The organism is Alteromonas sp. AWJ4_199 (assembly GCF_056159165.1).
On sequence record NZ_JBSWUR010000001.1, the window covers coordinates 1,687,642 to 1,709,488 of the forward strand.

The 21,847-nt window shown below is 45.9% G+C and carries 14 protein-coding genes; 5 read left to right on the forward strand and 9 right to left on the reverse strand.

The features are described from left to right. Window positions 1-113 precede the first annotated feature (113 nt). Window positions 114-656, reverse strand: coding sequence for an RNA pyrophosphohydrolase (rppH, locus tag ACXAER_RS07310; RefSeq protein WP_474830530.1), 543 nt, complete (start codon window positions 654-656; stop codon window positions 114-116). A 113-nt stretch (window positions 657-769) separates the two neighbouring features. Between rppH and mutH the strand changes: the two genes are divergently transcribed. Continuing rightward, the gene (gene mutH, locus ACXAER_RS07315) at window positions 770-1,447 is read left to right on the forward strand and encodes a DNA mismatch repair endonuclease MutH (RefSeq protein WP_474827955.1); all 678 of its coding nucleotides are present in this window, start codon (window positions 770-772) and stop codon (window positions 1,445-1,447) included. A 63-nt stretch (window positions 1,448-1,510) separates the two neighbouring features. Here the strand turns inward: mutH and ACXAER_RS07320 are convergent, their stop codons facing one another. Beyond that, a complete protein-coding gene (locus ACXAER_RS07320) occupies window positions 1,511-2,584 on the reverse strand; it encodes a helix-turn-helix domain-containing protein (RefSeq protein WP_474827957.1) in 1,074 nt (357 codons plus the stop codon). Window positions 2,585-2,643: 59 nt separating this feature from the next. Next, entirely contained in the window at window positions 2,644-4,149 is a 1,506-nt protein-coding gene (locus tag ACXAER_RS07325; protein ID WP_474827959.1) for a CYTH domain-containing protein, read from the reverse strand. A gap of 172 nt (window positions 4,150-4,321) precedes the next feature. Here ACXAER_RS07325 and ACXAER_RS07330 point away from each other — a divergent pair, with 172 nt between their 5' ends. Continuing rightward, window positions 4,322-4,924 (forward strand): TIGR04211 family SH3 domain-containing protein, encoded by a 603-nt coding sequence (locus ACXAER_RS07330; RefSeq protein WP_474827961.1) that lies wholly within the window; start codon window positions 4,322-4,324, stop codon window positions 4,922-4,924. A 171-nt stretch (window positions 4,925-5,095) separates the two neighbouring features. Here ACXAER_RS07330 and ACXAER_RS07335 read toward each other — a convergent pair whose 3' ends face one another. The 6 genes from ACXAER_RS07335 to putA all read right to left on the reverse strand — a co-directional run bounded on the left by ACXAER_RS07335 (window position 5,096) and on the right by putA (window position 17,364). After that, window positions 5,096-6,430, reverse strand: coding sequence for a sensor histidine kinase (locus ACXAER_RS07335; RefSeq protein ID WP_474827963.1), 1,335 nt, complete (start codon window positions 6,428-6,430; stop codon window positions 5,096-5,098). Next, window positions 6,424-7,164: a response regulator transcription factor gene (locus tag ACXAER_RS07340; RefSeq protein WP_474827965.1), complete on the reverse strand. Its 741-nt coding sequence runs from the start codon at window positions 7,162-7,164 to the stop codon at window positions 6,424-6,426. The genes ACXAER_RS07335 and ACXAER_RS07340 overlap by 7 nt, the downstream gene beginning before the upstream one ends. After that, the gene (locus ACXAER_RS07345; protein ID WP_474827967.1) at window positions 7,136-10,363 is read right to left on the reverse strand and encodes an efflux RND transporter permease subunit; all 3,228 of its coding nucleotides are present in this window, start codon (window positions 10,361-10,363) and stop codon (window positions 7,136-7,138) included. Before ACXAER_RS07345 ends, ACXAER_RS07340 begins: the two co-directional genes overlap by 29 nt. Continuing rightward, entirely contained in the window at window positions 10,353-11,852 is a 1,500-nt protein-coding gene (locus ACXAER_RS07350) for an efflux RND transporter periplasmic adaptor subunit (protein WP_474827969.1), read from the reverse strand. The genes ACXAER_RS07345 and ACXAER_RS07350 overlap by 11 nt, the downstream gene beginning before the upstream one ends. Then, window positions 11,849-13,303: a TolC family protein gene (locus ACXAER_RS07355; RefSeq protein ID WP_474827971.1), complete on the reverse strand. Its 1,455-nt coding sequence runs from the start codon at window positions 13,301-13,303 to the stop codon at window positions 11,849-11,851. The genes ACXAER_RS07350 and ACXAER_RS07355 overlap by 4 nt, the downstream gene beginning before the upstream one ends. A gap of 263 nt (window positions 13,304-13,566) precedes the next feature. After that, complete coding sequence (putA, locus tag ACXAER_RS07360) at window positions 13,567-17,364, reverse strand: bifunctional proline dehydrogenase/L-glutamate gamma-semialdehyde dehydrogenase PutA (protein ID WP_474827973.1); 3,798 nt, start codon at window positions 17,362-17,364, stop codon at window positions 13,567-13,569. A gap of 440 nt (window positions 17,365-17,804) precedes the next feature. Here putA and ACXAER_RS07365 point away from each other — a divergent pair, with 440 nt between their 5' ends. The 3 genes from ACXAER_RS07365 to ftsB all read left to right on the forward strand — a co-directional run bounded on the left by ACXAER_RS07365 (window position 17,805) and on the right by ftsB (window position 21,847). Beyond that, the gene (locus tag ACXAER_RS07365) at window positions 17,805-19,427 is read left to right on the forward strand and encodes a methyl-accepting chemotaxis protein (RefSeq protein ID WP_474827975.1); all 1,623 of its coding nucleotides are present in this window, start codon (window positions 17,805-17,807) and stop codon (window positions 19,425-19,427) included. Between the two features lie 315 nt (window positions 19,428-19,742). Beyond that, complete coding sequence (locus tag ACXAER_RS07370) at window positions 19,743-21,458, forward strand: TIGR03545 family protein (protein WP_474827977.1); 1,716 nt, start codon at window positions 19,743-19,745, stop codon at window positions 21,456-21,458. 98 nt (window positions 21,459-21,556) lie between these two features. Continuing rightward, window positions 21,557-21,847, forward strand: a complete 291-nt coding sequence (gene ftsB, locus ACXAER_RS07375; protein ID WP_179982290.1) for a cell division protein FtsB — start codon at window positions 21,557-21,559, stop codon at window positions 21,845-21,847.

A 21,847-nucleotide genomic window follows, 5' to 3' on the forward strand; every position in this document is an offset into this window, starting at 1 on the left:
GGCTCACTAGTTTATCCTTGTGTAATTGCAGCTTGCTAGTCGATTAGTGTTGCACATCGCTGCCTCTGACACCTTTAACATCTCTGCCCCTTTACACTTTTTCCATTATCGCCTTAACCGCGCCTACGCTTTTTACCACGCTTGTGCGGGGCTACATTTGGGCGCTGTTGAGGTCGATGTTGCACAGACATAACTACCGGCGAGAACTCTTTCATAACTCGTCTGTATACATCTCGTTTAAACGATACAACATTTCTAATGGGGTACCAGTAACTTACCCACCTCCAGTCATCAAATTCAGGATGGCCTGTTTTAAGCACATTAACGTCGCGCTCGTTGCAATCTAGCTGCAACAAGAACCACTTTTGTTTTTGCCCTATACAAACAGGGTTGCTGCCTTGTCGAATTAATCGCTTTGGTAGCTTATATCTAAGCCAGTTACGGGTAACACTTAAAATGGTGACATCTTTCGGTGTCAGCCCTACTTCTTCGTGAAGCTCGCGGTACATAGCTTGTTCAGCAGATTCCCCTTCATCAATTCCGCCTTGAGGGAACTGCCATGAATGTTGACCATAACGTCTTGCCCAAAATACTTGACCCATTTTGTTGCAAATCACTATGCCCACATTCGCACGGAATCCATCGGCATCTATCACATAGACTCCCGGGCACACTATACTTGTATATGTTTTCATTCTTCCACAAACTATGCTCCAATCATAGTCTTAATGTTCGCCTTCGCTTTTAAACAGGAAATTAACCACTTCTTATGCAGCCTCCTTCATCACCTCCATCTTCGCCAGATAGTCTTTTAGCGCGATGTCACGCTATTGCAGGTTTAACCTTAGGAGAACTGGCTGACATGGCCAATGTTGCCATCCCTGCGAATTTACAGCGTCACAAAGGGTGGCCAGGCATGCTTATTGAGAAATGGCTTGGGGCCAGTGCAGGTTCAAAGCCACAGCAGGACTTCCCCGAGTTAGGCATAGAACTTAAAACCATCCCAATCGATGCTAACTTTTCACCATTAGAAACCACTTATGTTTGTTTTGCGCCGCTTTTAATGGCACCGGGGATCACGTGGGAAACCTCAAATGTTCGGAACAAGCTACAGCAAGTACTATGGTTACCCATAGAAGGCGACAGAGCCATTCCGTTAGCATACAGGCGTGTGGCGACCGGGTTTTATTGGCGTCCAAATGAGGATGAAAACGAAATTCTCAGAAATGACTGGGAAGAATTGGTAGAACAAATCGCTACGGGACAGGTGGAATCTATTACCTCTCGACAAGGTGAAGCACTTCATATTCGCCCCAAAGCGGCTAATGGCAAAGTGCTTACCGATGCATTAGGACCAGAGGGCCAACGTATTAAAACTCGTCCTAGAGGCTTTTATTTGCGCAAAACCTTCACCCATCAAATACTGCGCAATGCATTTGGTGGGTGAAGGTTGATGGATCATGTTGGTAGTTCACAGGCGTAAGCACCCGGTAAAACATCTTTGTTATTTTTAAGAACGAGAATTTAAGTGCTTGACCAAATACTCACTCAAAAACTTTTCTGAATTTATGCCCATACGTTTTGCCACGGCTTCAAGCTTAGCGTCGCTGCGAAGCAGTACGTTTTTTGCGTATTCCAATCGGTAGTGAAAAATAAACCGCCTGAAGTTTTTCTTCTCAGTAAGCTGAAGCGCAATAGCGAAAGATGTAGGGTCGATATCCGCCCCTTTGCAAAACTCACTTAGCGTAAGAAAGCGGGTTTTATAGGCCTTTGACTCAATGGTATAGCGTTCTGCTTTAGAAATAATACTGCTTATCTCGTAGGGTGTGGCTTTGCCTTCGTCCAGTCGCTCGTAGTTCAATGGCGACGGCGCTGTTCGGCGAATAAAGGTTAGTGAAAACAATACCACTAACAGTGCACAGCCAATCATTAAGTGATGAAAGCTTTCCCAAAAAGGTACGGGGAAAAAACCAAAGGTTGCGGCGGTAACAAGTAAAATACTCATAAAGGCAACACCGACCAAGCTTCCCATTACTCCGGCAAGCTTAGGCATTTTCAAGTTTTTAGTGTCCACCGCCTGCTCAGGTAAATGTCTGTGGTACATTTGAATGTGTTCAGTGATAAGGATACCTATAAGCAATACACTGAAACCCGTTAAAAGTGAGGCCAAATAGGCTGGCCATAACAATAGAGGCTCGCCAGTAGGCGACGATGAAAGCCATTGCTGTTTGTCACCCACTGGAATAAGTAAAACGGTACATTGAAAAATTGCCGTTACCACGGCGGGGCACCATAGCCGCTTTCTTGCCGTAGGGTAAGCCAATAACATGGGCTTTATGGCACGATAACAACAAGTAATTGCGATGACGGCAAATACATCTGATAAACCATACAAGATAGCTAGTGAGCTCGCTTGCGCTATTCGCAGCCATTCATCTAGCATAAATAGTGGCCAGCAGATAAAGGCGCCAACTAGCCAGCGCATGCTGTGTAAATTCACTTTTTGGACGAGCAGACGGGCAAAACAGAAAATATAAACGCCTAGTAGCGAATAAAGAAAATAATCAAAGTAGCTTGAAGTCATCAGCGCCCTCCTTCCCTGAGATAAAATTTGCTAATGCAATACGTGTCCACCGACATGGGTTACCAGTAGATTTCACGTTGCATAGCCACAGTGCGCGTTCGCTCCATAATTCGAATTAACGTACTGAGTTTCTCTGCTGTCCATTTGCGTACCTCATCGTGAGAGTCCACTTCCGCATCGTCTATTGATTGCTTCAGCATGAGCAATGCGTTTAATTCATCAATGCCGGTAAGTAAATCTAACCAGGGCGCACGAAAGTTACCTCGCTCTTCAACAAATAGGTCACCAAGCAAAAAACCACTCCATAATGTCTGCCTAAGCATCACTTCTACAGCGCTATAATTGGCAGGCCCCATGGTTTTACTTAGCGGCATACTTTGCTGAACAGTTTGCCAACCTTGCGACAGCCACCCTTTGGCATGGTCAAGTACAGGGTGATCAAATCCCGTTGCCACCTTTTGCCAAGGCTTATTCTGTATAAGACTTATAGCGTGAAGCTTAATGTCTGTAGAATCATTGTCGAATAACAGTTTTTCAGGCTCATGGGCCTGCATTAAGCCTGTTTGTCGTCCTTGTAGGTAACTTACAACCGCAGGATGTTTGCTGAGTGTTTTGTTAAACATGCTCTTTTTAGACAGCAAGTAGCGCAAACTTTGTAAATCGTCTTGCCAGCCCCACTTTTGCGCATGGCTTACTAGTTTCTTGTGCAGGGCTAATAGCTCAGGGCACTGCAATACGGGTAGATAAAGCGACACACTCTGCAGTAGCAACCTAACGCTTTTAGCAACCTCAGCCAGCACTTTTATAGAGCCACTCTCGCAGAAGACATGCTCGTGATGCTGCCAATGTGCCAAAGCGGTTTGCACTGCTTGGCCGAATGCCTCTTCTGTGGTGGTGGTCTCTTCAAGGGCTAGAAAGTCTGGTAGGTGGCGAACTTTAGCGTTAAAGCCGTGTAGCAATTGATAGCCCTGAGCGGCTTTTGACACATCGCTTAGACGCACCGGCATATTATCATTAATAAGCACAGCCAACGAAAACAGACTGTTGATGTCCCCTGACATCAATTCAAGCTCAATCTCATTGATGGGGGAGTTGGCTTTGTCTGTACTAGCTTGACCGCAGTCTAAGACAATTTCAACTTGGCTATCGCCAAAAGCAACCACATAGGCATTGCGCGTAAAGTGTGTACTGAACTGTTTAGAAAGACTCGCATTCTTTGTTGTGATGTCCCAACCTTCGGGCCACACATTCGACTCGAATAACGTGAGATCCGGCCTTGCGTTATCAAGACTTACGTTATATTCCATGCGTTTGTGCAAGCCACCGCTTACTACACCGTTGGTTTTTAACGTTTGTTCGTACTCGCCATTATTACCACGTACTCGAAAGCCCATTTTATTGTTTTGAAAATCGAGCTGATCCGTATCGTAATAATCGTTCTCTAAGCGCATTTCGCGATGAGAGTTAACCTGGATAGTGTGTTTTTCAAAAAGAGGGAGTACACGTTGGGTAAACGCCTGGTGAGCATTGTCACCCGTTACAAATTTTAATTCTATTTCTGACATGGTTGCGCTAAGCACAGCTTATGATGCTGACACCTTACCTTTGTCGATCACTTTTCGCAATGTTGCTGCTGTTAAACAAGCCGCTTAAATTAGACAAAAGTGGAACAAACTTGCCTTTATCGCGGTCAACCAATACCATCTTCACGTTTTAAATTCTAAAATTGGACTCCATATGATTCGAAAGTGGTTAGCAGCAGCCCTTATTGCATGCTCTTTTCAAGCATTTTCGCTACAAGATACCGCTGACTTAGAAGCGTCTTCTTCGCATTACATAAGAGATGACTTGTTTATCTTTATGCATACTGGACCGGGCCGGAACTATCGTATCCAAGGTTCAATTGAAGCTGGCACCCCTATCACGGTAATTTCGCGCGACAACGATGCTGAATTCACGCAAATTACCGACGATGAAGGACGTAAAGGCTGGGTAGAAAGCCGATTTGTGTCAAACACAATGTCGCAGGCAGAGCAGTTGCCTATTGTTAGTGAGAAGCTTGCTGAGAGCCAAAGTGATCTGCAAGCTGCACAGTCAGAAAACGCCAGACTTCGTCAGCAGCTTAACGATGCTCGTCAAAAGGTGTCTAAACTTACCACGACAAACGACGAACAAGCATCTCAAATCATTCGCTTAACCGCCAAGGTTGAAAGCGCGAATAAAGATGAGCTTGTTACTTGGTTTACTCGCGGTGGTATAGTGGCAGGCGTGGGGATATTGCTTGGTGTAATGCTCACTTACCTTCCTAAGCGCAAACGTAGAAACAGCGAATGGATGTAGTGCTAGCATTTAAAATGAGCGCTTAAACAGACAAAAGAACGCCGATGTTAAACATCGGCGTTTTTTGTAGGTGCCCTTGGAAAGTTTAGTAAAATATTTCCAAAAATAGACAGGCAAGAATAGACCAGCAAAAAAGTGCATAAACTTATGAGCACCTACCCTTTTTACGTGTTACTTAAGCGTAAGAACAACGCTATACCCTCTCGCCACAGAGTCCATCTCACCGTGGTTGCCCTGTGTAACCGGTGCAATAACCTTCTTGTGAGAATATCCCCATTCCAACTTCGTACATAGCTTATCGATAAGCTTTAAGCCTATTCCAAAACCGCCATCTAACTCACTATTTGGCGTTACCGGCAAAGAGGCACTTTCGTTTTGCTCTATGCCATCTTCTTCATTAAGTACGGTAAGCGTTGCACCTGAAAGCGTGATAGTGACTTTACCTTGCTGGGTATGCTGGTAAGCGTTTCGAATTACGTTTCCAATCACTATTTCGCTTGCGGTTTTAGGCAGCATCAATTCACACTCATTCAGGTACAATTGCACATTCACATTTTTGCCTGACAGCAAATACATTAAGTCTTGGCTAAGTGCCTCAACCATAGCTTTTAGATTCACTTTTTCTTTAGGCAGCGCAGTCTCTTCATTTCTTCCTAACCACAGTAATGTTTCTGTCAAATCCGCCATGGTTTTTGAGGCATGGTCCACCCTCGCTAGAGCGTTGTTGCCTTTGGTATTCTCACTATCTATCACTCTATGCAGCAAAGCCGCACTGCTTCTAATAACGGCAATAGGCGTTCTAAGCTCATGGCTGGCATGATTAACAAACTCCCGCTCTCGGTTAAGCGTAGTACGTACGTTTTGCAAGCTACCGTGAATTATCGCCGCAAGCGCGTTAAGCTCTTTGTAGCGAAACTCAGGAATGGGCTTATCGAGCTCTTTCTCATCAAGAGAGGCAGCCCAGCGTTGTAATGATTCTATGGGACGAGACACGCTGCGCATTAAAAATAGTAGCGCGACAAAAAAGGAAATAAGTGCGACAAAACCTACAATAGCGCTGTAGATAACATGGTTAATTCTAAAGTGCTTTTGACCATCTGAGGGCGGCGCTCGGAACACTTGGGAAACGTATCGAAGCCTTCCATCATCCAGAGGGACCAACACAGCAAAGTGCGCCGAAACTGGGCGAGAAAACCAATCAGGCTTGTTGATATCTTTTAATAGGGTATATGGCTCAAAGCGCTCTTTGGAAAAGCTTTGCTTCACTTCATCAGGCAAGTCATTGTAATGAGCATAAACATGTAAATCGAGGATCTGCGCATGATTACTTTTATCAAGCTCTGCACTTTGTGCCGCCCGAACCATGGTATTTCTGAGCATGCCGTCCATACCATCAAAAAAGCTATCGCTACTTTGTATAGAAAACAGCACAATGACTATTGTCGCTAAACTTAGTAACGACCATAAGACATAGCGTCTTAAGCTGATGCGAAGGCCGTTTACCATTGATCAGTGTCCTTACTTTTATTTGACGACAATGTATTATCAAAGCCCTCGCTCGACGTTTGGTCACTTTTTAGCGCAGCACAAAACCCTGTGCCCGGTACGGCTTTAATTTCTATGTTTGCCTCAGCTTGAGCCAACGATTTGCGCAAATTGTGAAGGTGGACTTTTAGCGCATTACTTTCGGGCGCATCCTCCCCCCACACCGCATCGAGTAAACGCTCCCGTGGCATAACCTTTCCTTGCTGCTGCAATAAGGATTTTAGCAAGGTAAAGCCAGTAGGACTCAGCTTAATAGGCGTGTTATCAACACTTGCCACTTCACTACCTAATTCTAAGCTCACATTACCGAAGTTTAGCCTTTTCACTTGCGATGAGCGCCTGTGCGCCAGCACTGAAACTCGTGCTACCAGTTCAGGCATATCAAAGGGTTTTACTAAATAATCATCGGCCCCTTTTTGGAACCCTTCGAGCTTATTTTCTAGCTGGTCACGGGCCGTTAGCATAATGATAGGTGTATCGTTGCCGTCACCGCGCACTTTTTCGCATACGCTTAAGCCATCAAGTCTTGGTAAATTGATATCTAAGACCACAACATCATACGGATTAGATTGCATAAACGTAAGTGCTGCCACGCCATTAGCAGCGTGGTCGCACACCATATCTTCAAGCTCTAAATAGTCAATGATATTGCCTGCTAGGCCCATATCATCTTCCACTAGTAACACGCGGATCATTAACCATACTCTCCGTTGAGGGTTTAACCAAATACTTTGCCATTAAACGGCTTATATCTTCATAAATTAACAGCAATGCCGGAATTAATAAAAGCGTGATAAGAGTGGCAAACAAAATACCATAACCCAATGAGGCAGCTGCCGGAATTAGGAACTGCGCCTGTACCGAGGTTTCCCCTAATATGGGGTACAAACCTACAAAGGTAGTAATTGAAGTTAAAAGCACAGCACGTAAGCGACTGGTGCACGCTTCAATTACTGCCGCATTCACAGGCATACCATTTTCGCGTAACGCATTAAATCGCGAGACTAATAACAAGCTATCGTTTACCACTACACCGCTAAGCGCCAATATGCCGTTTAACGACAGAAGGCTTATCATAAGGTCATTTGACCAGTGTCCAAGAATGGCTCCCACGATACCAAAGGGAATTGCAGTCATTATAATGAGCGGCTGCACATAGGATCTAAGCGGTATCGCTAATAATGCAAAAATAGACAATAAAGCGAGTATGAACACGCTTTGCATTGAGCTTTGCGTTTCCGCTTGCTGCTCGGCTTCACCGGCAAAATAAAGCGATAAATCTTGGTATTGACGTTCTAACTGGGGTACAAACTCGCTATTGAGATAGTTAACCAATTCTGTAGAAGTAATAACATCGCTATCCACCGACGCACTTACCGTTAAGGCGCGCAAACCGTCTATACGCACTACCTGTTTTTCTTGTACATCTTGAATAACATTCGCCACTACGGAAAGTGGTACCACAGTGCCATCATCCAGGCGTACCTGGGTATTCATTACATCTGACGGGTTCATCCTATCCTTTTCAGGGTAACGTACCCGCACTTTCACTTCGTTTTTATCGCGCAGGTAGCGCTGAACAATTTCTCCACCGAACGCTTTTAACAGCTGCTGCGATAGGCTTTGGGTATTTAACCCCAAGGCTCGTCCTTCAGGGGTAAGTTCAAAGCGCATCATGGCTTCGCCGGGTGTAAGCGAGCTTTCTACTGCATATACGCCATCAATATTGTTAAGCACTTGAACAAAAGCGTCGTTAGCAGCTGTCAGGGTATCGTCGTTAATGCTTTTAATTTCAACGTTAAACCCGTCGACCATTTCTCGTCGAGAGCGTATCTTTAAGCTTTTTACGCCTTCTAAGTTGCCAGTTAAGGCATTCCAGCGTGCAGACAACTCATCCAAAGAATAAGGCGAGTCTTCATCAAGTGATATGGTGATTGTGCCACTTTGGTCGCCACTCGCCGTTACTTGTAAACTACTAATACCGCTTTCACTAGTGCCGCTTTCTTGCGATAACTGACGATCTGCTTCAAGCGCATTTTTCTCAAGCAGCATTAAGTTACGTTCGCTCTGTCCATAGCTAGCATCACTATAAAGCGACATATTCGCCGAAACAGTATCACCTTGCATGCTGGGGAAAAAGCTCACACGTACAGCGCCCGTTAGCGGTAAACTAACAACCAAGATAAAAAGCGCGATAAACAATAAAACGGCTGCATAGCGGTAGGCTACAGTGACCTTCAACAAGCGTAGATAGACTCGGTAGTTAAACCATTGAAGTCCACCATCCGCTTTTTGCTGTACTTTATTCCACAGGCCGCCTATCCCCTTTCTGGTTTTCTGTTTGGTTGGCAGGTGGGCTAAATGGGAGGGCAAAATGAGCTTTGACTCCACCACCGAGAGCAGTAAACACAAAGTAACAATAGTGCCAAACTGCGAGTACAAGGTACCTAAGCCGCCAGATACGTTCGATAGCGCGAAGAAGGTTGTTACCGTGGTCAACACCCCAAACAGTGTGGGCACCGCCACTTTATGCGTACCTAAAATGGTATTATGTAACGTATCGCCATGCTGTTTTCGCGTGGCGTAAACGCTCTCTCCCACCACTACGGCATCGTCTACCACTATGCCAAGTGCCATTATAAAGCCGAACGTGGTCATCTCGTTTAGCGTCATTCCCGTGTAGCTATCGGTCATGAAGTACAAGGTGCCGAAGAAAATAAACGGCAAGCCAGCCGCCACCCAAAATGCCACACGCAAATTAAGAAACACAGCAAGGGTAACAAACACCAACACGATGCCCATTAGTGCGTTACTGGTAAGCAGTTCCAAGCGCTCGGTAATGAGCGTGCTTTTGTCATACCAGGTTTCGAGTTCGACACCTTGAGGTAGTAAACCTTTATCATGCCACGCATCCACAACCTCGTGGGCCTGTTGCACCATTTTCGTTACATCGCCATATTCATCCATTAGCACCTGAATACCATATCCATTGGTTCCGTTGTAACGAGACAAGTGATAGCTGTCATCGGCAAACATATCGCGTACCGTTGCAACATCGCCAACGGAAAGTATTACGCCACTGGTATCGGCAATAAGGGGGATGTCAGCAAAATCTTTCGCCCAGTAAGACTGCTCAGAGGCTTTTAACCGAATTACTTTTTCTTTGTTCCGCAAACTGGTTGTAAGGGCGGTATTAGACTCCTGGTTTACCGCATCTGCCACATCAGATAGCGTTAAACCATAGGCCTGAAGCTTGCCCTCGTCTATTTCTATAGACATCATGGGGTCGACAAAACTACCCGCGCTGACCTCCCGAATATCCTCTTTGGCCAGTAAATCTCGCTCTAATTGCTCTCCCAAGTACTGCAGCGTAGCGTGGTCGACATCACCATAAAGCTGCACCCAAATAGCATGCTCTTGACGGCGCGCTTTGCTGATAACCGGGTTTTCAGCATCCGACGGGAAGTTAGAAATACTGTCTACTTCGGTTTTGATGTCGTTGAAAAGCGTGTCTAAATCGTATTCGGTTTCCTTTTCTACCTGCACACTGGTGCCGCTGGCATTTGAGGTAGACGTAATTCGTTTAATACCGGGAATGGCCTCTAGCGCAGTTTCAATTTTGATGGCTATGCCTTCTTCGGCTTGCTTGGGGTCACCGCTATCATATGTCATCGATATGGTAACAAAGCGTGGCTCCATGCTTGGAAACGCCTCTTTGCGGATATCGTTCATGGAAACTAAACCCAGTACGATAAGACTCACCATCAGTAAATTGGCCGCCACCGAATTTTGTGCAAACCAAGCGATAATTCCCCGAGGACTTTTCCCATTATGTCTATTACTTTTAGGCTCTTCGCTGCCATCAAAAGGCCCGCCGTTTCGGTTATTTGTCATTGGCTTGCCCTCCCGTTTGTCCTTCCACTACAGGCTTAACTTTCGTGTTGATCAGGTAACTGTTTAAAGGGCGCGCAACGACCATCGCTTGGCGGATTTCCCCTTCAAGTTCCGGCTCGGCTTCACTGCCCGTATTGCTCCTAGACTCATTGGTAATGTCGCCAGTAATATCACTCGCCTTAGGTGGAGTGATGTAGGCATAGCCATCGCTTTCAAAAAGCACTGAGGGGGTAAACTTCGCTAGTTGCCCGGTGGCCGGCATTACCAACCAAACTTCTTGTTTTTGTGAAATGGCAGAAGCCGGTAGCTTCCATACATTTTCGAGCTGTCTTCCTTCAATTTCTGCCTGCACAAAGCTGCCGAATAAAAGCGGATTTGCTTGATCTAATGGCTTTTCAATAACCGCAATAGCATTGCGCTGGCGCGTTGTATCGCTTTGATGCCATTCAGCGCGAGTGATGTTGGCATCCCATTTATTGCCTGTGGTGGTATCGGTCAGCGTGACCGACCAATTAATAGCATCATCAGAGAGCTGCGCTCCAGAAACCGAAGGTAACTGAGTCCATTGGCTCGGAGAGAGTCCTATCGCTACTTCGGCAACATCAGCAGAATAAAGTGTTGCGACAGCACTGCCGGCCTGTACAAAACTTCCCAGAGCTATATCACGGCTAACCACCACAGCATTAAAAGGGGCACGTAACGAGGTAAAGGCCAAGTCTCGCTTGGCTGAGTTTACCGTCTGCTCGGCTTCATCCAAGGTCGCCTGCGCCGCTTTAAGCTGTGGCTCTCTTAAAACCAACGCGGATAGTGGCTCGCCTTCAAGCCCCGAACGTGTCCATTCATCTTTAGCTTGTGTTCCCTGTAAGCGCTCTTCTTCTAGGCTTACTACAGCTGCCTGATAGGTCGCATTGGCACTTGCTAATGCCTGCTGATAGCTGGTGTCATCAATGCGCGCTAAAACTGTGTTACTTTCAACTAACGCGCCAGTCTTAAAAGCTGGCGATAAGTGAGTAACTTGCCCGCTAACCTGTGCGACTAAGCTCAAGCTATCTTGAGGAACTACCTGACCATACCCCTTTACTTTGGCCTTGTAGCTGTTGGCGGTTACCTTAATAACCCCTACTTGAGCTAGCTGAGAATCAGCACTTTGTTCTACTTTTTGGCTTCGGTAAGAAGGGCTATCTGCAGATGGCCTTTTACCTGATTCTTTGGCTACTTCATTCTCATTACCCCTAGATGGGCGAAGCATAGTGCCTTCAGCCGTATCACCTCTTGACGGTCTTCCACTACCTGCTGGTCTCACTGTTGAGGCGTCATCTTTTAATTGCTCTGCATCATCGGGTAATTGCGAAGACGGTGGTTCTGACTTAGGCGCCCCTTGCGGCCGAGCGCCAGGATGCTGAGCCCCCATGTTCATCATGGTATACATGACTGCCAGCGCAATACTCGCAGCAGCGATTAAGGTTACGATAATTCGTTTATTTCTCATTGCGACACTCCAAGGCCAAGAGCCAGGCCTAAGTCAATTCGGTTTTGTAATTTTTGGGCGTGAAGCTCAACAGCTTGAGCTTGTAAGTCAAAGCGCGTGTCATACACAGAAAGTAAGTCCAAGATATCAGCAAGACCTTGTCGATATTGACCTTCAATGGTAGTTACACTGCGCTCTGCATTGGCGAGCGCCACATTTGTATGGCCAATTCGCGCGCTGTAGGCAGTTTCACTATCTAGTGCGTTTTGGGTTTCCTGCACCGCAGTTAATAGCGTTTCGCGATACTGCCACCAAGCATTTGCTGCGGTAAGCTTTGCGTCTTCAATTTGCGCCCTCAATGCGCCCCCCTGAAAAAGAGGTGCCGTCATCTGTCCAAGCAATGTCCATACAGGGTTTGTAAACAAAGCTTGTGAGGGTGTAGAGGCAGAGTCAGATAGCGATGCCGATAAACTAATACTGGGCAGTAAAGCTTTATAGGCCACATCAACTTCAAACTCTGTTGCTTGTATCGTATAGAAGGCCGCCTGAAGATCAGGTCTGCGGGCAAGGTCTTGTTTTGGCAAATTAGTAAGCGGCAACAGGATATCTGGAAAATTAACCTGCGTATCAAGCTCGCTTAGCGATTGGTCTTGTCTGCCTAGGAGTACTGCCAATGTGCGCTTTGCTGATGACAGTGCATATTCATACTGGGCAATAGAAGCTCGGGTATTTGCGCTGCTTGTACGCGCGGTATCTAAATCATCTAGGCTTCCAAGCCCGGTGCGATAGCGCGTTAAGATCACTGCTTCGTTGTTTTCTAGTACCGATAACCGAGCCTGTTCGATATTTAGTAATTGCTGTTGAGTGAGTACATCGATATAGCTTCTTATTACGCTAGCAACCAATGAATCTCTGGCCGATTGATAGCTGGCTCTGGCGCTCGCGGCATCTAAGTTCGCAGCACTTATGCCATCGCTAATTTTCTGCCACAAGTCGAGCTCCCAACTAACGTTTAAACTTGCGCTATAGCTTGGGTTGTTTAGCTGATTACTTGTATCTGTATTTGCGCCCGTACTAGTAGATAAACTGCTGCCTGTAGTTTCACTTTTTGATGCAGAGAAACTTGTGTCCACATTCAGGTTTCTGTCTGCTTTTGCGCTATCGATAGCAACTTGTGCTTTTCGAAGCGTGATTAACGCCTGCTGCAGACTTGCATTGGAAGACAAAGCTTCATCAATATAGTCTGCTAAATGCGGAAGCTGATTGAGATCTATTACGTCGGTTAACCCAGTGTCTGAATTAAACACTAGGGTTTGCGCTGAAACTTGTTGCTGCGCTTGGGACTGCCACACGACATCATTTCCCGTTGTAAGGGATGCTGATTCGCTCAACCTTCTGTCATCAGTACTTGTGCATGCAGACAATAAAATACAAAGGGTAATACTATTTACCGTAAGTTTTATCTTGCCCATTACTTATGCCTATTGCTTGGCGCATAGCTTACTTTTTAAGGCCTATACGCAACTTGTTTAAATTAACTGACGCTAGTATTTCAAACGCAGGGTTAAGGCAGGGTTAAGGCATGAGAAAGTGATAAGAAAAAGAGGAGAAAGGCATGAAAAGGCTTAGATGAAGCCCAGAGTAAGTCAAATAAAAAAGGCCAGCGTCAAGCTGGCCTAAGATATTGATACAATAGCTATTTAATGAATTAGCTATTTGCAGCGAACGCTACCGCTTATTCATCATCTTCAACTAGGGTCATCAACGATGTGTTGCCGCCTGATGCCGTTGTATCAATACTGATAGTTTTTTCGGTCATCAAACGCTGAATAAGGTTATCGTTATATTCCGCGGTAATTACCGGCAAAATAGCCCCTTCACGAGAAGACAGCATGGCCGAGATTCTCGCCGTCCGTTCAGTACTTGAATCCACTACAACACCCGATAAATCTTCATCCATCAACAGGGTATCTAAGTGGGCAAGGCGCGCTACTTGGAATAAGCCTTTTGGTGCGCCTGTCGATTCAAATTTGTTCTGAATTTCTACGGCTTCATCATAGAAGATTTCAGACACAACTGACACTACTGGGTTGCCGGTTGAAAGTGCTGTTACAACAGAGAGTAACCAATATTCAAAGGTTACTTCTTTATCGGCAAAACATACCAAGATACCGCGCGGCTCTAAGTAAAGTTTGTTCGACTCACCTGTTGGCCCCGGCAGAACTTGTGGTTTTGCTAACTTGCGCTCAACGCTGATCAGCTGCTGACGCGCCGTCGCAAGTGTACGGTTTAGATCGTCGGCTAGCTCGTCAACAATGTCTACTTTCGCAATTTTCGCTAGAAGTTGGCGTACCATAGAGATGCGGTCGTTCAACGGCGTATGACGCCACTGCACTTCCACTGCTTTCGCTCTATCCATCATAACGTGAGCACGTTCGGCAATCTTTTCATCACCTACAAGTGCAGTATCAGTGCCGTCTACATCATCAATATGTGAAGGCTTAGGCGTAGCGCGCTCCATCATCAAGCGAGACAAATAATTAGGACCACCTGCTTTTGGACCCGTACCAGATAGCCCTCGGCCACCAAACGGCTGAACACCAACGATAGCGCCAATGATATCGCGGTTAATATAAACGTTACCTGCGCGACTTTTTGCTGCAATTTCATTAGCACGCTCTTCAATGCGCGAGTGAACACCCATTGTTAAGCCATAGCCCGTGCCGTTAATTTGCTCTAGTACGCCATCAAGCTCTTTCGACTTAAAGCGCACAATATGAACCACTGGGCCGAATACTTCCTTTTCCAACACATCAATGTTCTTGATTTCATACAGGGTCGGTGGGAAGAAGGTACCGTTTTCAAATTGCTCAGGTAATGGTGAGCGATAAAGTAGCTTTGCTTTATCTTCCATTGCTTTTTGATGGTCTGTTAGGCTTTTAAGTGCCTTCTCATCGATAACAGGGCCTACATCAGTTGCTAGCTGCGTGGGGTCGCCTACGGTTAACTCCTTCATTGCACCAATAAGCATTTCAGTAAGATCATCTGCAATCTCTTCCTGTACATAGAGCACACGAAGTGCAGAACAGCGCTGACCAGCACTCTGGAAACCTGAGCGAATCACATCGTCAACGACCTGCTCTGGCAGTGCCGTCGAATCGACAATCATACAGTTTTGACCGCCCGTTTCTGCAATAAGCGGTACCTGTTCGCCTCCGCGCTCTGCAAGCACTTGTGAAATCAACGTACCCGTTTGCGTTGAGCCCGTAAACATTACCGCTTTAATCCGCTCATCAGGCAATAAGGTTTCACCCACTTCTTTGCCTGGCGATACGATAAGCTTTAATGCATCTTCCGGTAAACCTACCGAGTGCATAATGTCGATTGCACGCTGTGCAACAATGCTGGTTTGCTCAGCAGGTTTAGCAATAACCGTATTGCCCGTTGCTAAGGCCGCTGTAACCTGTCCAAGGAATATGGCCAATGGGAAGTTCCATGGGCTGATACAAAGTACTACGCCACGAGGCTTTAAGCGCTGGTCTTCAGCAAGCTCTTCAGCGCGCACTGCATAATAGCGACAGAAGTCTACCGCTTCGCGTACTTCATCAATGCTGTCTTGCGCAACTTTACCCGCTTCGCGCATACAAATGGCAATAAGCTCAGCCATATGGCGCTCAAGCGCATCTGCCGTACGATTCAGGATCTCTGCACGTTCGCTCACATCACGCTTAGACCAGGCATCAAAACCTGCATCAGTGTCATCTAACGCTTTACGCATTTCATCGGGCGTTGCGTAGTGGTGGTAGCCCACAATGTCGTTGTGATCTAGAGGGTTTACAACAGGTGTAGCGCCTGCAGGAATATCGCCTTTCGCTTTGTAGTAATCCTGCCAGCGTTCAAGTTCATGTTTAAGTGCTGTTACCGCATTAGTGTCGGTAAGGTCTAAACCGCGCGAGTTGTCACGCTCTGGCGCATACAGCCCACGTGGCGTTTTAATTAGCTTGTTATAACGCACCTTCAAGCGCTGCGTTTTCTCTACTGGATCTTCAAGCAAGGCTTCAACTGGCTTTTCATCATCAACAATGGCATTCACGAATGATGAGTTCGCACCATTTTCAAGAAGACGGCGCACTAAGTAAGCCAAGAGATCTTCGTGTTCACCAACTGGCGCGTACACGCGACACTGAATTTTATCTTCGGTCACCACCTGATCGTAAAGGGTATCGCCCATACCGTGCAGGCACTGGAACTCGAAGCCTTCTTTGTCATCGCCAGCAAGCTCAACAATAACAGATGCTGTGTAAGCATTATGCGTAGCAAACTGCGGATAGATGGTATCGCGGTACTCAAGTAAGCGGTTCGCACAGGCGTGGTATGACACGTCGGTTGAAGACTTACGGGTAAACACAGGGAACTCTTCAAGACCCGCCTGTTGGGTCAGCTTAATCTCAGTATCCCAATATGCGCCTTTAACCAAACGCACCATTAGCGGGCGACCTACTTCGAGAGTAAGCTCACGCAAATGTTCGATAACATGGATTGCACGCTTTTGGTAAGCCTGCACCGCCAAGCCAAAGCCCGTCCAACCGTTTAAGTCTTCGTCGCGAAATACGGCTTCGATGATATCTAAAGAAAGCTCAAGACGGTCGGCTTCTTCCGCATCTACCGTTAAACCAATATCGTATTCCTTCGCCATCATACACAGCGCTTTTAAACGCGGCGGTATTTCTTCCATAGCGCGTTCGCGATGAGAAAATTCAAAGCGCGGATGAATAGCAGAAAGTTTTACCGAAATCCCCGGTGAACGCTTGGGCCCACGACCATTGGCCGCTTTACCGATAACTTTAATGGCTTTCACGTATGCATCGTAGTAACGCTCAGCATCATGCATGGTACGTGCGCCTTCACCAAGCATATCGTAAGAATACACATATCCTTTGGTTTCTTTCTCTTTGGCGCGATCCACCGCATCTTCAATGGTTTCACCCATAACGAACTGACGGCCCATAACGCGCATGGCAATGTTCATTGCACGGCGAATAACGGGTTCACCTAAGCGGCCAAGGGTTTGTTTTAATAAACCAAACTGTTCTTTTTTGCGTTTGTCGGCATAGTTCACCATGTTACCGGTGAACAATAAGCCCCAGGCCGATGCATTAACAAATAAAGATTCTGAATTGCCTAAGTGCGGCGTCCATTGACCTTGAGACAATTTGTCACGAATAAGCTCGTCTTGAGTGGCTTTATCTGGAACACGCAAAAGGGCTTCAGCCAAGCACATCAATACCACACCTTCTGCTGTAGATAGCGAGTATTCATTCAATAGTGCGTCAACGCCACCGTGACCTTCTTGTTCACGACGAATTTGAAGCACCATCTTTCGTGCGCGTTCCCATGCGCGACTTCGTGCACGCGGGTTAACCTCGGCGATAGGAAGTATTTGATCCACAGCCACCGACTCACTAATGCGATAGTAGTCTCTTATGCGCTGGCGTAGGGGTGAAGTTGTATGAAGTGTGTCGTTAATGAGCATTGCAACCCTTTCATAGAAATAGCTGTAACAAAAAGCGTTCCCGCCGTGTAAGACTGCCCACGGTTACATGGAAGCGGCTAAAAAACAAGCAAAGTCGAAACCCTGCATTGACCTGTCGTTCTTCTTTTAACTTTATACTTTTGGATGAAGATCACGATGGAACCAAATTTGCGCGGATAGTAGCACACAAAAAGGCCCTGCCAAGCCCCCACAATCAAAGTTTTTCGTTTTCTCTGTCAAGCTACGTATTCAGTGCGTTAGATGACATATACCACCCTTTCAAAGCTCCTCCAGCTTTAGTTAATCAGTCCGTTGACTCACTACGCCAAAGCTCGTAGTAAAAGCTTGTTGAAACTGATGTATTTTTAATCGTAATAAAAAGCGGCTAACTAAAAACCGACTACACTATAAAAAAACAAAATAATAATTAGGTATTGCCAATGTGGTTACGAAAATTTAGCTTAATTCAACGACTGGGCATTATTGTTGCCCTAATTACTCTGCTGTTTGTATTGCTAACTGCTGTTGTTTTAAACAGGCACTATGAAGCTTTAAAGCAAAAGTCCTATGACGAAAACCAACATTTAGTTGAAGTAGTTCACACTATGTTAGCCAGCTTCGAAGCGCGTAGCGACGTAGACGAGGCTACGGCTAAACAACAAGCGCTAGCAGCGGTAAAAGCGCTGCGATATGACGGCAGCAATTACTTTTGGATCCAAGATCAAACCCCTTCTATGGTTATGCATCCCATTAAGCCGGCGCTCGACGGTAAAGACCTAAGAACATTTAAAGACGGAAACGGCAAAGCCTTCTTTATAGAAATGGCGCAGAAAGTCAAAGCGCAAGGGGACGGATTTGTTGATTACGTGTGGCCTCTTCCCGGCGAAGAAACCCCTACTGACAAAATTTCTTATGTAAAAGAATTTAAACCGTGGGGCTGGACTGTAGGTTCAGGTATCTACCTTACAAACCTTGAAGAAGAGTTCGCGCACCTTCGCAACCTTATCTTGGTATTTTGCCTAGTGAGCATTGTGTTGGTTGTACTGCTGGTCTATGTAATAGGTGGAAGCATTGTAAAACCTGTCCAAGAAGTGTCTGAACGGATGAAAGATATTTCTCAGGGAGAAGGCGATCTGACTCGCTCTCTTCCTGAAACTGGACACGACGAAGTTACTCGGTTAGCCCGCTACTTTAACGAGTATACCGATAAAATGCGTCAGTCTTTACTGGGTATTCGCGAAAATATTAGCTCTCTTACCCAGCAAGCTGAACTCGTAGAGTCATCCAGCCAAAATAGTAATGTACAAGCGCAAACACAAAACGAGAATATGCTCCAAGTTGCCGCAGCAATGGAAGAAATGACAACGCAGATTAACGATGTCAGCAGCAATGCGGATTCTGCCGAGAAGAGTACGAGTAGTGCTCGAAGGAACGTTCAAAACGGTGCAGCTGTAGTAGACAGTACAGTGCAAGATATCCGCTCGCTGACCACTGATATAGAAAGCGTGAGCAACGTAGTGACTGAACTTGCTGCGCAAACAGACAGTATCGGCGCTGTGCTTGACGTAATTCGAGGCATCGCGGAACAAACTAACTTACTCGCCCTTAATGCCGCTATTGAAGCTGCTCGAGCCGGTGAACAAGGAAGAGGCTTCGCAGTAGTAGCAGATGAAGTTCGCACCTTGGCAAGTCGAACTGGACAAAGTACCGATGAAATTCAAGCCATGATTGAAAAACTGCAGAGTAACGCGAAAAGTGCGGTAGACGCAGTACAAATTAGTCAGTCTGCGTCAAACAAAACGGTAGAAAATGCCATACAAGCAAACCAAAACCTGCAAGAAGCTGACCGCTTAATGACTGAAATTGCGGATATGAGTAGCGAAATTGCGCGGGCTACCGAGCAACAGGCGGAAGCCGCAACAGAAGCGAATATGCGAATAAATGCGTTGTCAGGGGCTGCTGACAGTAGCTTAAAAACAGCAGATGAACTGGCTGCTGCAAGCCAAGCACTTAAAAGCAGTTGCTTAGCAATTATGGATATAGCAAACCGTTTTAAGCTGTAAACATTTCGAACGCGGCTTAGAGAACCCGTGAAGCAATTCGCGCGCGTTCAGGCCGCTTACACCTTAGCTTCGCCCTTCCTTGCTCTAGATGCCACAATTTTCGATAACAAAAACTAAACTTTGTCGCATTTAGGCGCTCTTAAGCTATCAGTGACAAGCTCTGCCTGTGGAACAAAAGGCCTGAGTGCATTACACTCAGAAGCACATAAAGTGGCCGAGTGCCGATTTCTTTTATGTGATCGGCTTTACCAAAGCATTTAGGCAATGGCTTAAGCGCTTGTAACGTTAGACGCGTATCAAATCAAGGAGTTGAATATGAGTAGTGGTTCTAAGGGGAAGCCTATTTTACTATGGGTTGCCGGTTTTTTTGTGTTGTTATTCTTGGTGTACTTTTTGTTCGCCAACACCATTATAAAATCTATTCTTGAGTCAAAATTAGGGGAATCATACGGCGCAGAAGTCAACATTGATGAGTTCGATCACTCTCTTTTGCCCACTACCGTCACCTTAAAAGGCATCGCGCTAACCAACCCAACCAAGCCATCTCACAACCAAGTTTTTGTGGGTGAAGCGAATGCGGACGTAGAGTTAAAGCCACTGCTTGATGATCAGGTTATTGTTAATAATCTAAACCTACTTAAAGTACAGTTTGATACTGAGCGTGAGTCTGAAGGTGAAGTGTATCGCGTCCCAGAACGCTCCCTGTCGTTTGACGAAATTAAAGCAAAAGCCAAAGAGGCCGTACCTACGGTTGATGAGCTTCTTGCACGCAACCCGCTGAAAACCACAGCAGCCGTCGAAAATGCAAAGGCTGCTTACGAAACCTATGGCAAAGGTCTGAAAGACGACTATGAATCTTTGCCTGATAAATCACGCATTGAGTACTACAAAACACAGGTCGCTCAGCTAAAAGAAACGGATTACAAAGACCCTCAAGCGTTGGTTCAAGCCAAGTCAGCATTCGATAAACTGAAAGAAGAGATGCAGGCAGACCGCGCGCTTATCAGCAACTTCACTGAAAAGGCTAGCGATGCAAAACAAGCTTTAAGTGAAAGTGTTGAGGCACTAAAAAAAGCACCACAAGAAGATTACGCTTTACTAAAAGGGGTGATTGCAGGCGATCAAGCCGCCCTTTCTCAAGTGACATATTTTGTGTTTGGTGACAAAGCGGCGGAATACACTGAGTATTTAATGGCCGCAATGCAAATTGTTATGCCGCTTATTCAGGGTGAAGAAAAAAGCGAAGCACCTGCTGAAGTGCCCTCAATTTTAGTAAAAGAGGCTAATGTCTCTGTACTATGGCAAAACGAATCTATCACGAGCAAGTGGAACAATATCACTAACGTTCACGAAGTATTTGGTAACCCAACCACCTTTACTATTGAAGCGGCTGGCGATTTATTAAAGTCGTTTACCTCTAGCGGTGAGTTTTGGATTGATGGTGAAGGTGTTGATGCTAGCCAAGTATGGGAGCTAGCCGGCGTAAATATGTCTGACATTTCGTTTAGTGGCAATGAAACGCTTAATGCCGTGCTCAAATCTGCGCTAATGAAGACTAACGGGTCGATGAAGGTGACTGACAATATGCTTACCGGTACCGGCGAAGTCGATCTACAGCAACTTGTCATGGAAGCAACGGGTACTAGCGATATTACCAGTGCTATCGCTCAGGCATTGCAAACACTAACCAGCTTGAACATGACCATGTTGCTTGATGGCACCCTTTCAGACCCTGGCTTTAACATTAAGTCTGACCTTGATAATAAGTTAGCTAAGGCGGCGCTGTCGCAGCTTACTGCTAGTCAGAAAGATAAACTAGACGAGCTAAATACTAAGCTCAATAGCATGATAAGTAGCGAGCAGTCACTTCTATCTGGCGAGCTTGTTGACGTAAACAGTATGCTTAGCGCAGCCCAAGGCGACAGTGCAGCCCTTCAGGAACTACTTCAAGCTCAGCTTAACAACGTTGTTGAACAGCAAAAAAGCAAACTGTTTGACAAATTGAAGGGTAAATTTGGTCAGGGCGAATAATGCACCTTTGACTCGGCGCTTCTTCGCGGCATAATACAACACAGCAGAGGCACAGTGTCTCTGCTTTTTTCCGCTTAACCATACTGTCAGGTGAATCTGTGTTACAAGGTAAATGGCTTCCCATCGTATTAATAGTACTTCTTGGTCTATTGCAATACAGGCTATGGTTTGGAAAAAATAGCATTCCCGATTACTTCAACCGAAAACAAGAAGTTCATACGCAAGCCCTTCAAAACGCGAACCTTGCTCAACGCAATGCGTTACTTAAAGCTGATATCAGCGATTTAAAAATTGGTTTAGAAGCTATTGAAGAAAGAGCGCGAAATGAACTCGGTTTGATTAAAAAGGGAGAAACCTTTTACCGTATTTTGCCCGCAGATGCTAAGTGA

What these genes read in the sequence shown, in the direction of transcription:
- ACXAER_RS07335 (WP_474827963.1), bottom strand. Translation starts at nt 6,430, where the DNA reads ATGGTAAACGGCCTTCGCATCAGCTTAAGACGCTATGTCTTATGGTCG.
- ACXAER_RS07365 (WP_474827975.1), top strand. Translation starts at nt 17,805, where the DNA reads ATGTGGTTACGAAAATTTAGCTTAATTCAACGACTGGGCATTATTGTT.
- ACXAER_RS07340 (WP_474827965.1), bottom strand. Translation starts at nt 7,164, where the DNA reads ATGATCCGCGTGTTACTAGTGGAAGATGATATGGGCCTAGCAGGCAAT.
- ACXAER_RS07345 (WP_474827967.1), bottom strand. Translation starts at nt 10,363, where the DNA reads ATGACAAATAACCGAAACGGCGGGCCTTTTGATGGCAGCGAAGAGCCT.
- ACXAER_RS07325 (WP_474827959.1), bottom strand. Translation starts at nt 4,149, where the DNA reads ATGTCAGAAATAGAATTAAAATTTGTAACGGGTGACAATGCTCACCAG.
- putA (WP_474827973.1), bottom strand. Translation starts at nt 17,364, where the DNA reads ATGCTCATTAACGACACACTTCATACAACTTCACCCCTACGCCAGCGC.
- ACXAER_RS07350 (WP_474827969.1), bottom strand. Translation starts at nt 11,852, where the DNA reads ATGAGAAATAAACGAATTATCGTAACCTTAATCGCTGCTGCGAGTATT.
- ACXAER_RS07355 (WP_474827971.1), bottom strand. Translation starts at nt 13,303, where the DNA reads ATGGGCAAGATAAAACTTACGGTAAATAGTATTACCCTTTGTATTTTA.
- ACXAER_RS07320 (WP_474827957.1), bottom strand. Translation starts at nt 2,584, where the DNA reads ATGACTTCAAGCTACTTTGATTATTTTCTTTATTCGCTACTAGGCGTT.
- ACXAER_RS07370 (WP_474827977.1), top strand. Translation starts at nt 19,743, where the DNA reads ATGAGTAGTGGTTCTAAGGGGAAGCCTATTTTACTATGGGTTGCCGGT.
- mutH (WP_474827955.1), top strand. Translation starts at nt 770, where the DNA reads ATGCAGCCTCCTTCATCACCTCCATCTTCGCCAGATAGTCTTTTAGCG.
- ACXAER_RS07330 (WP_474827961.1), top strand. Translation starts at nt 4,322, where the DNA reads ATGATTCGAAAGTGGTTAGCAGCAGCCCTTATTGCATGCTCTTTTCAA.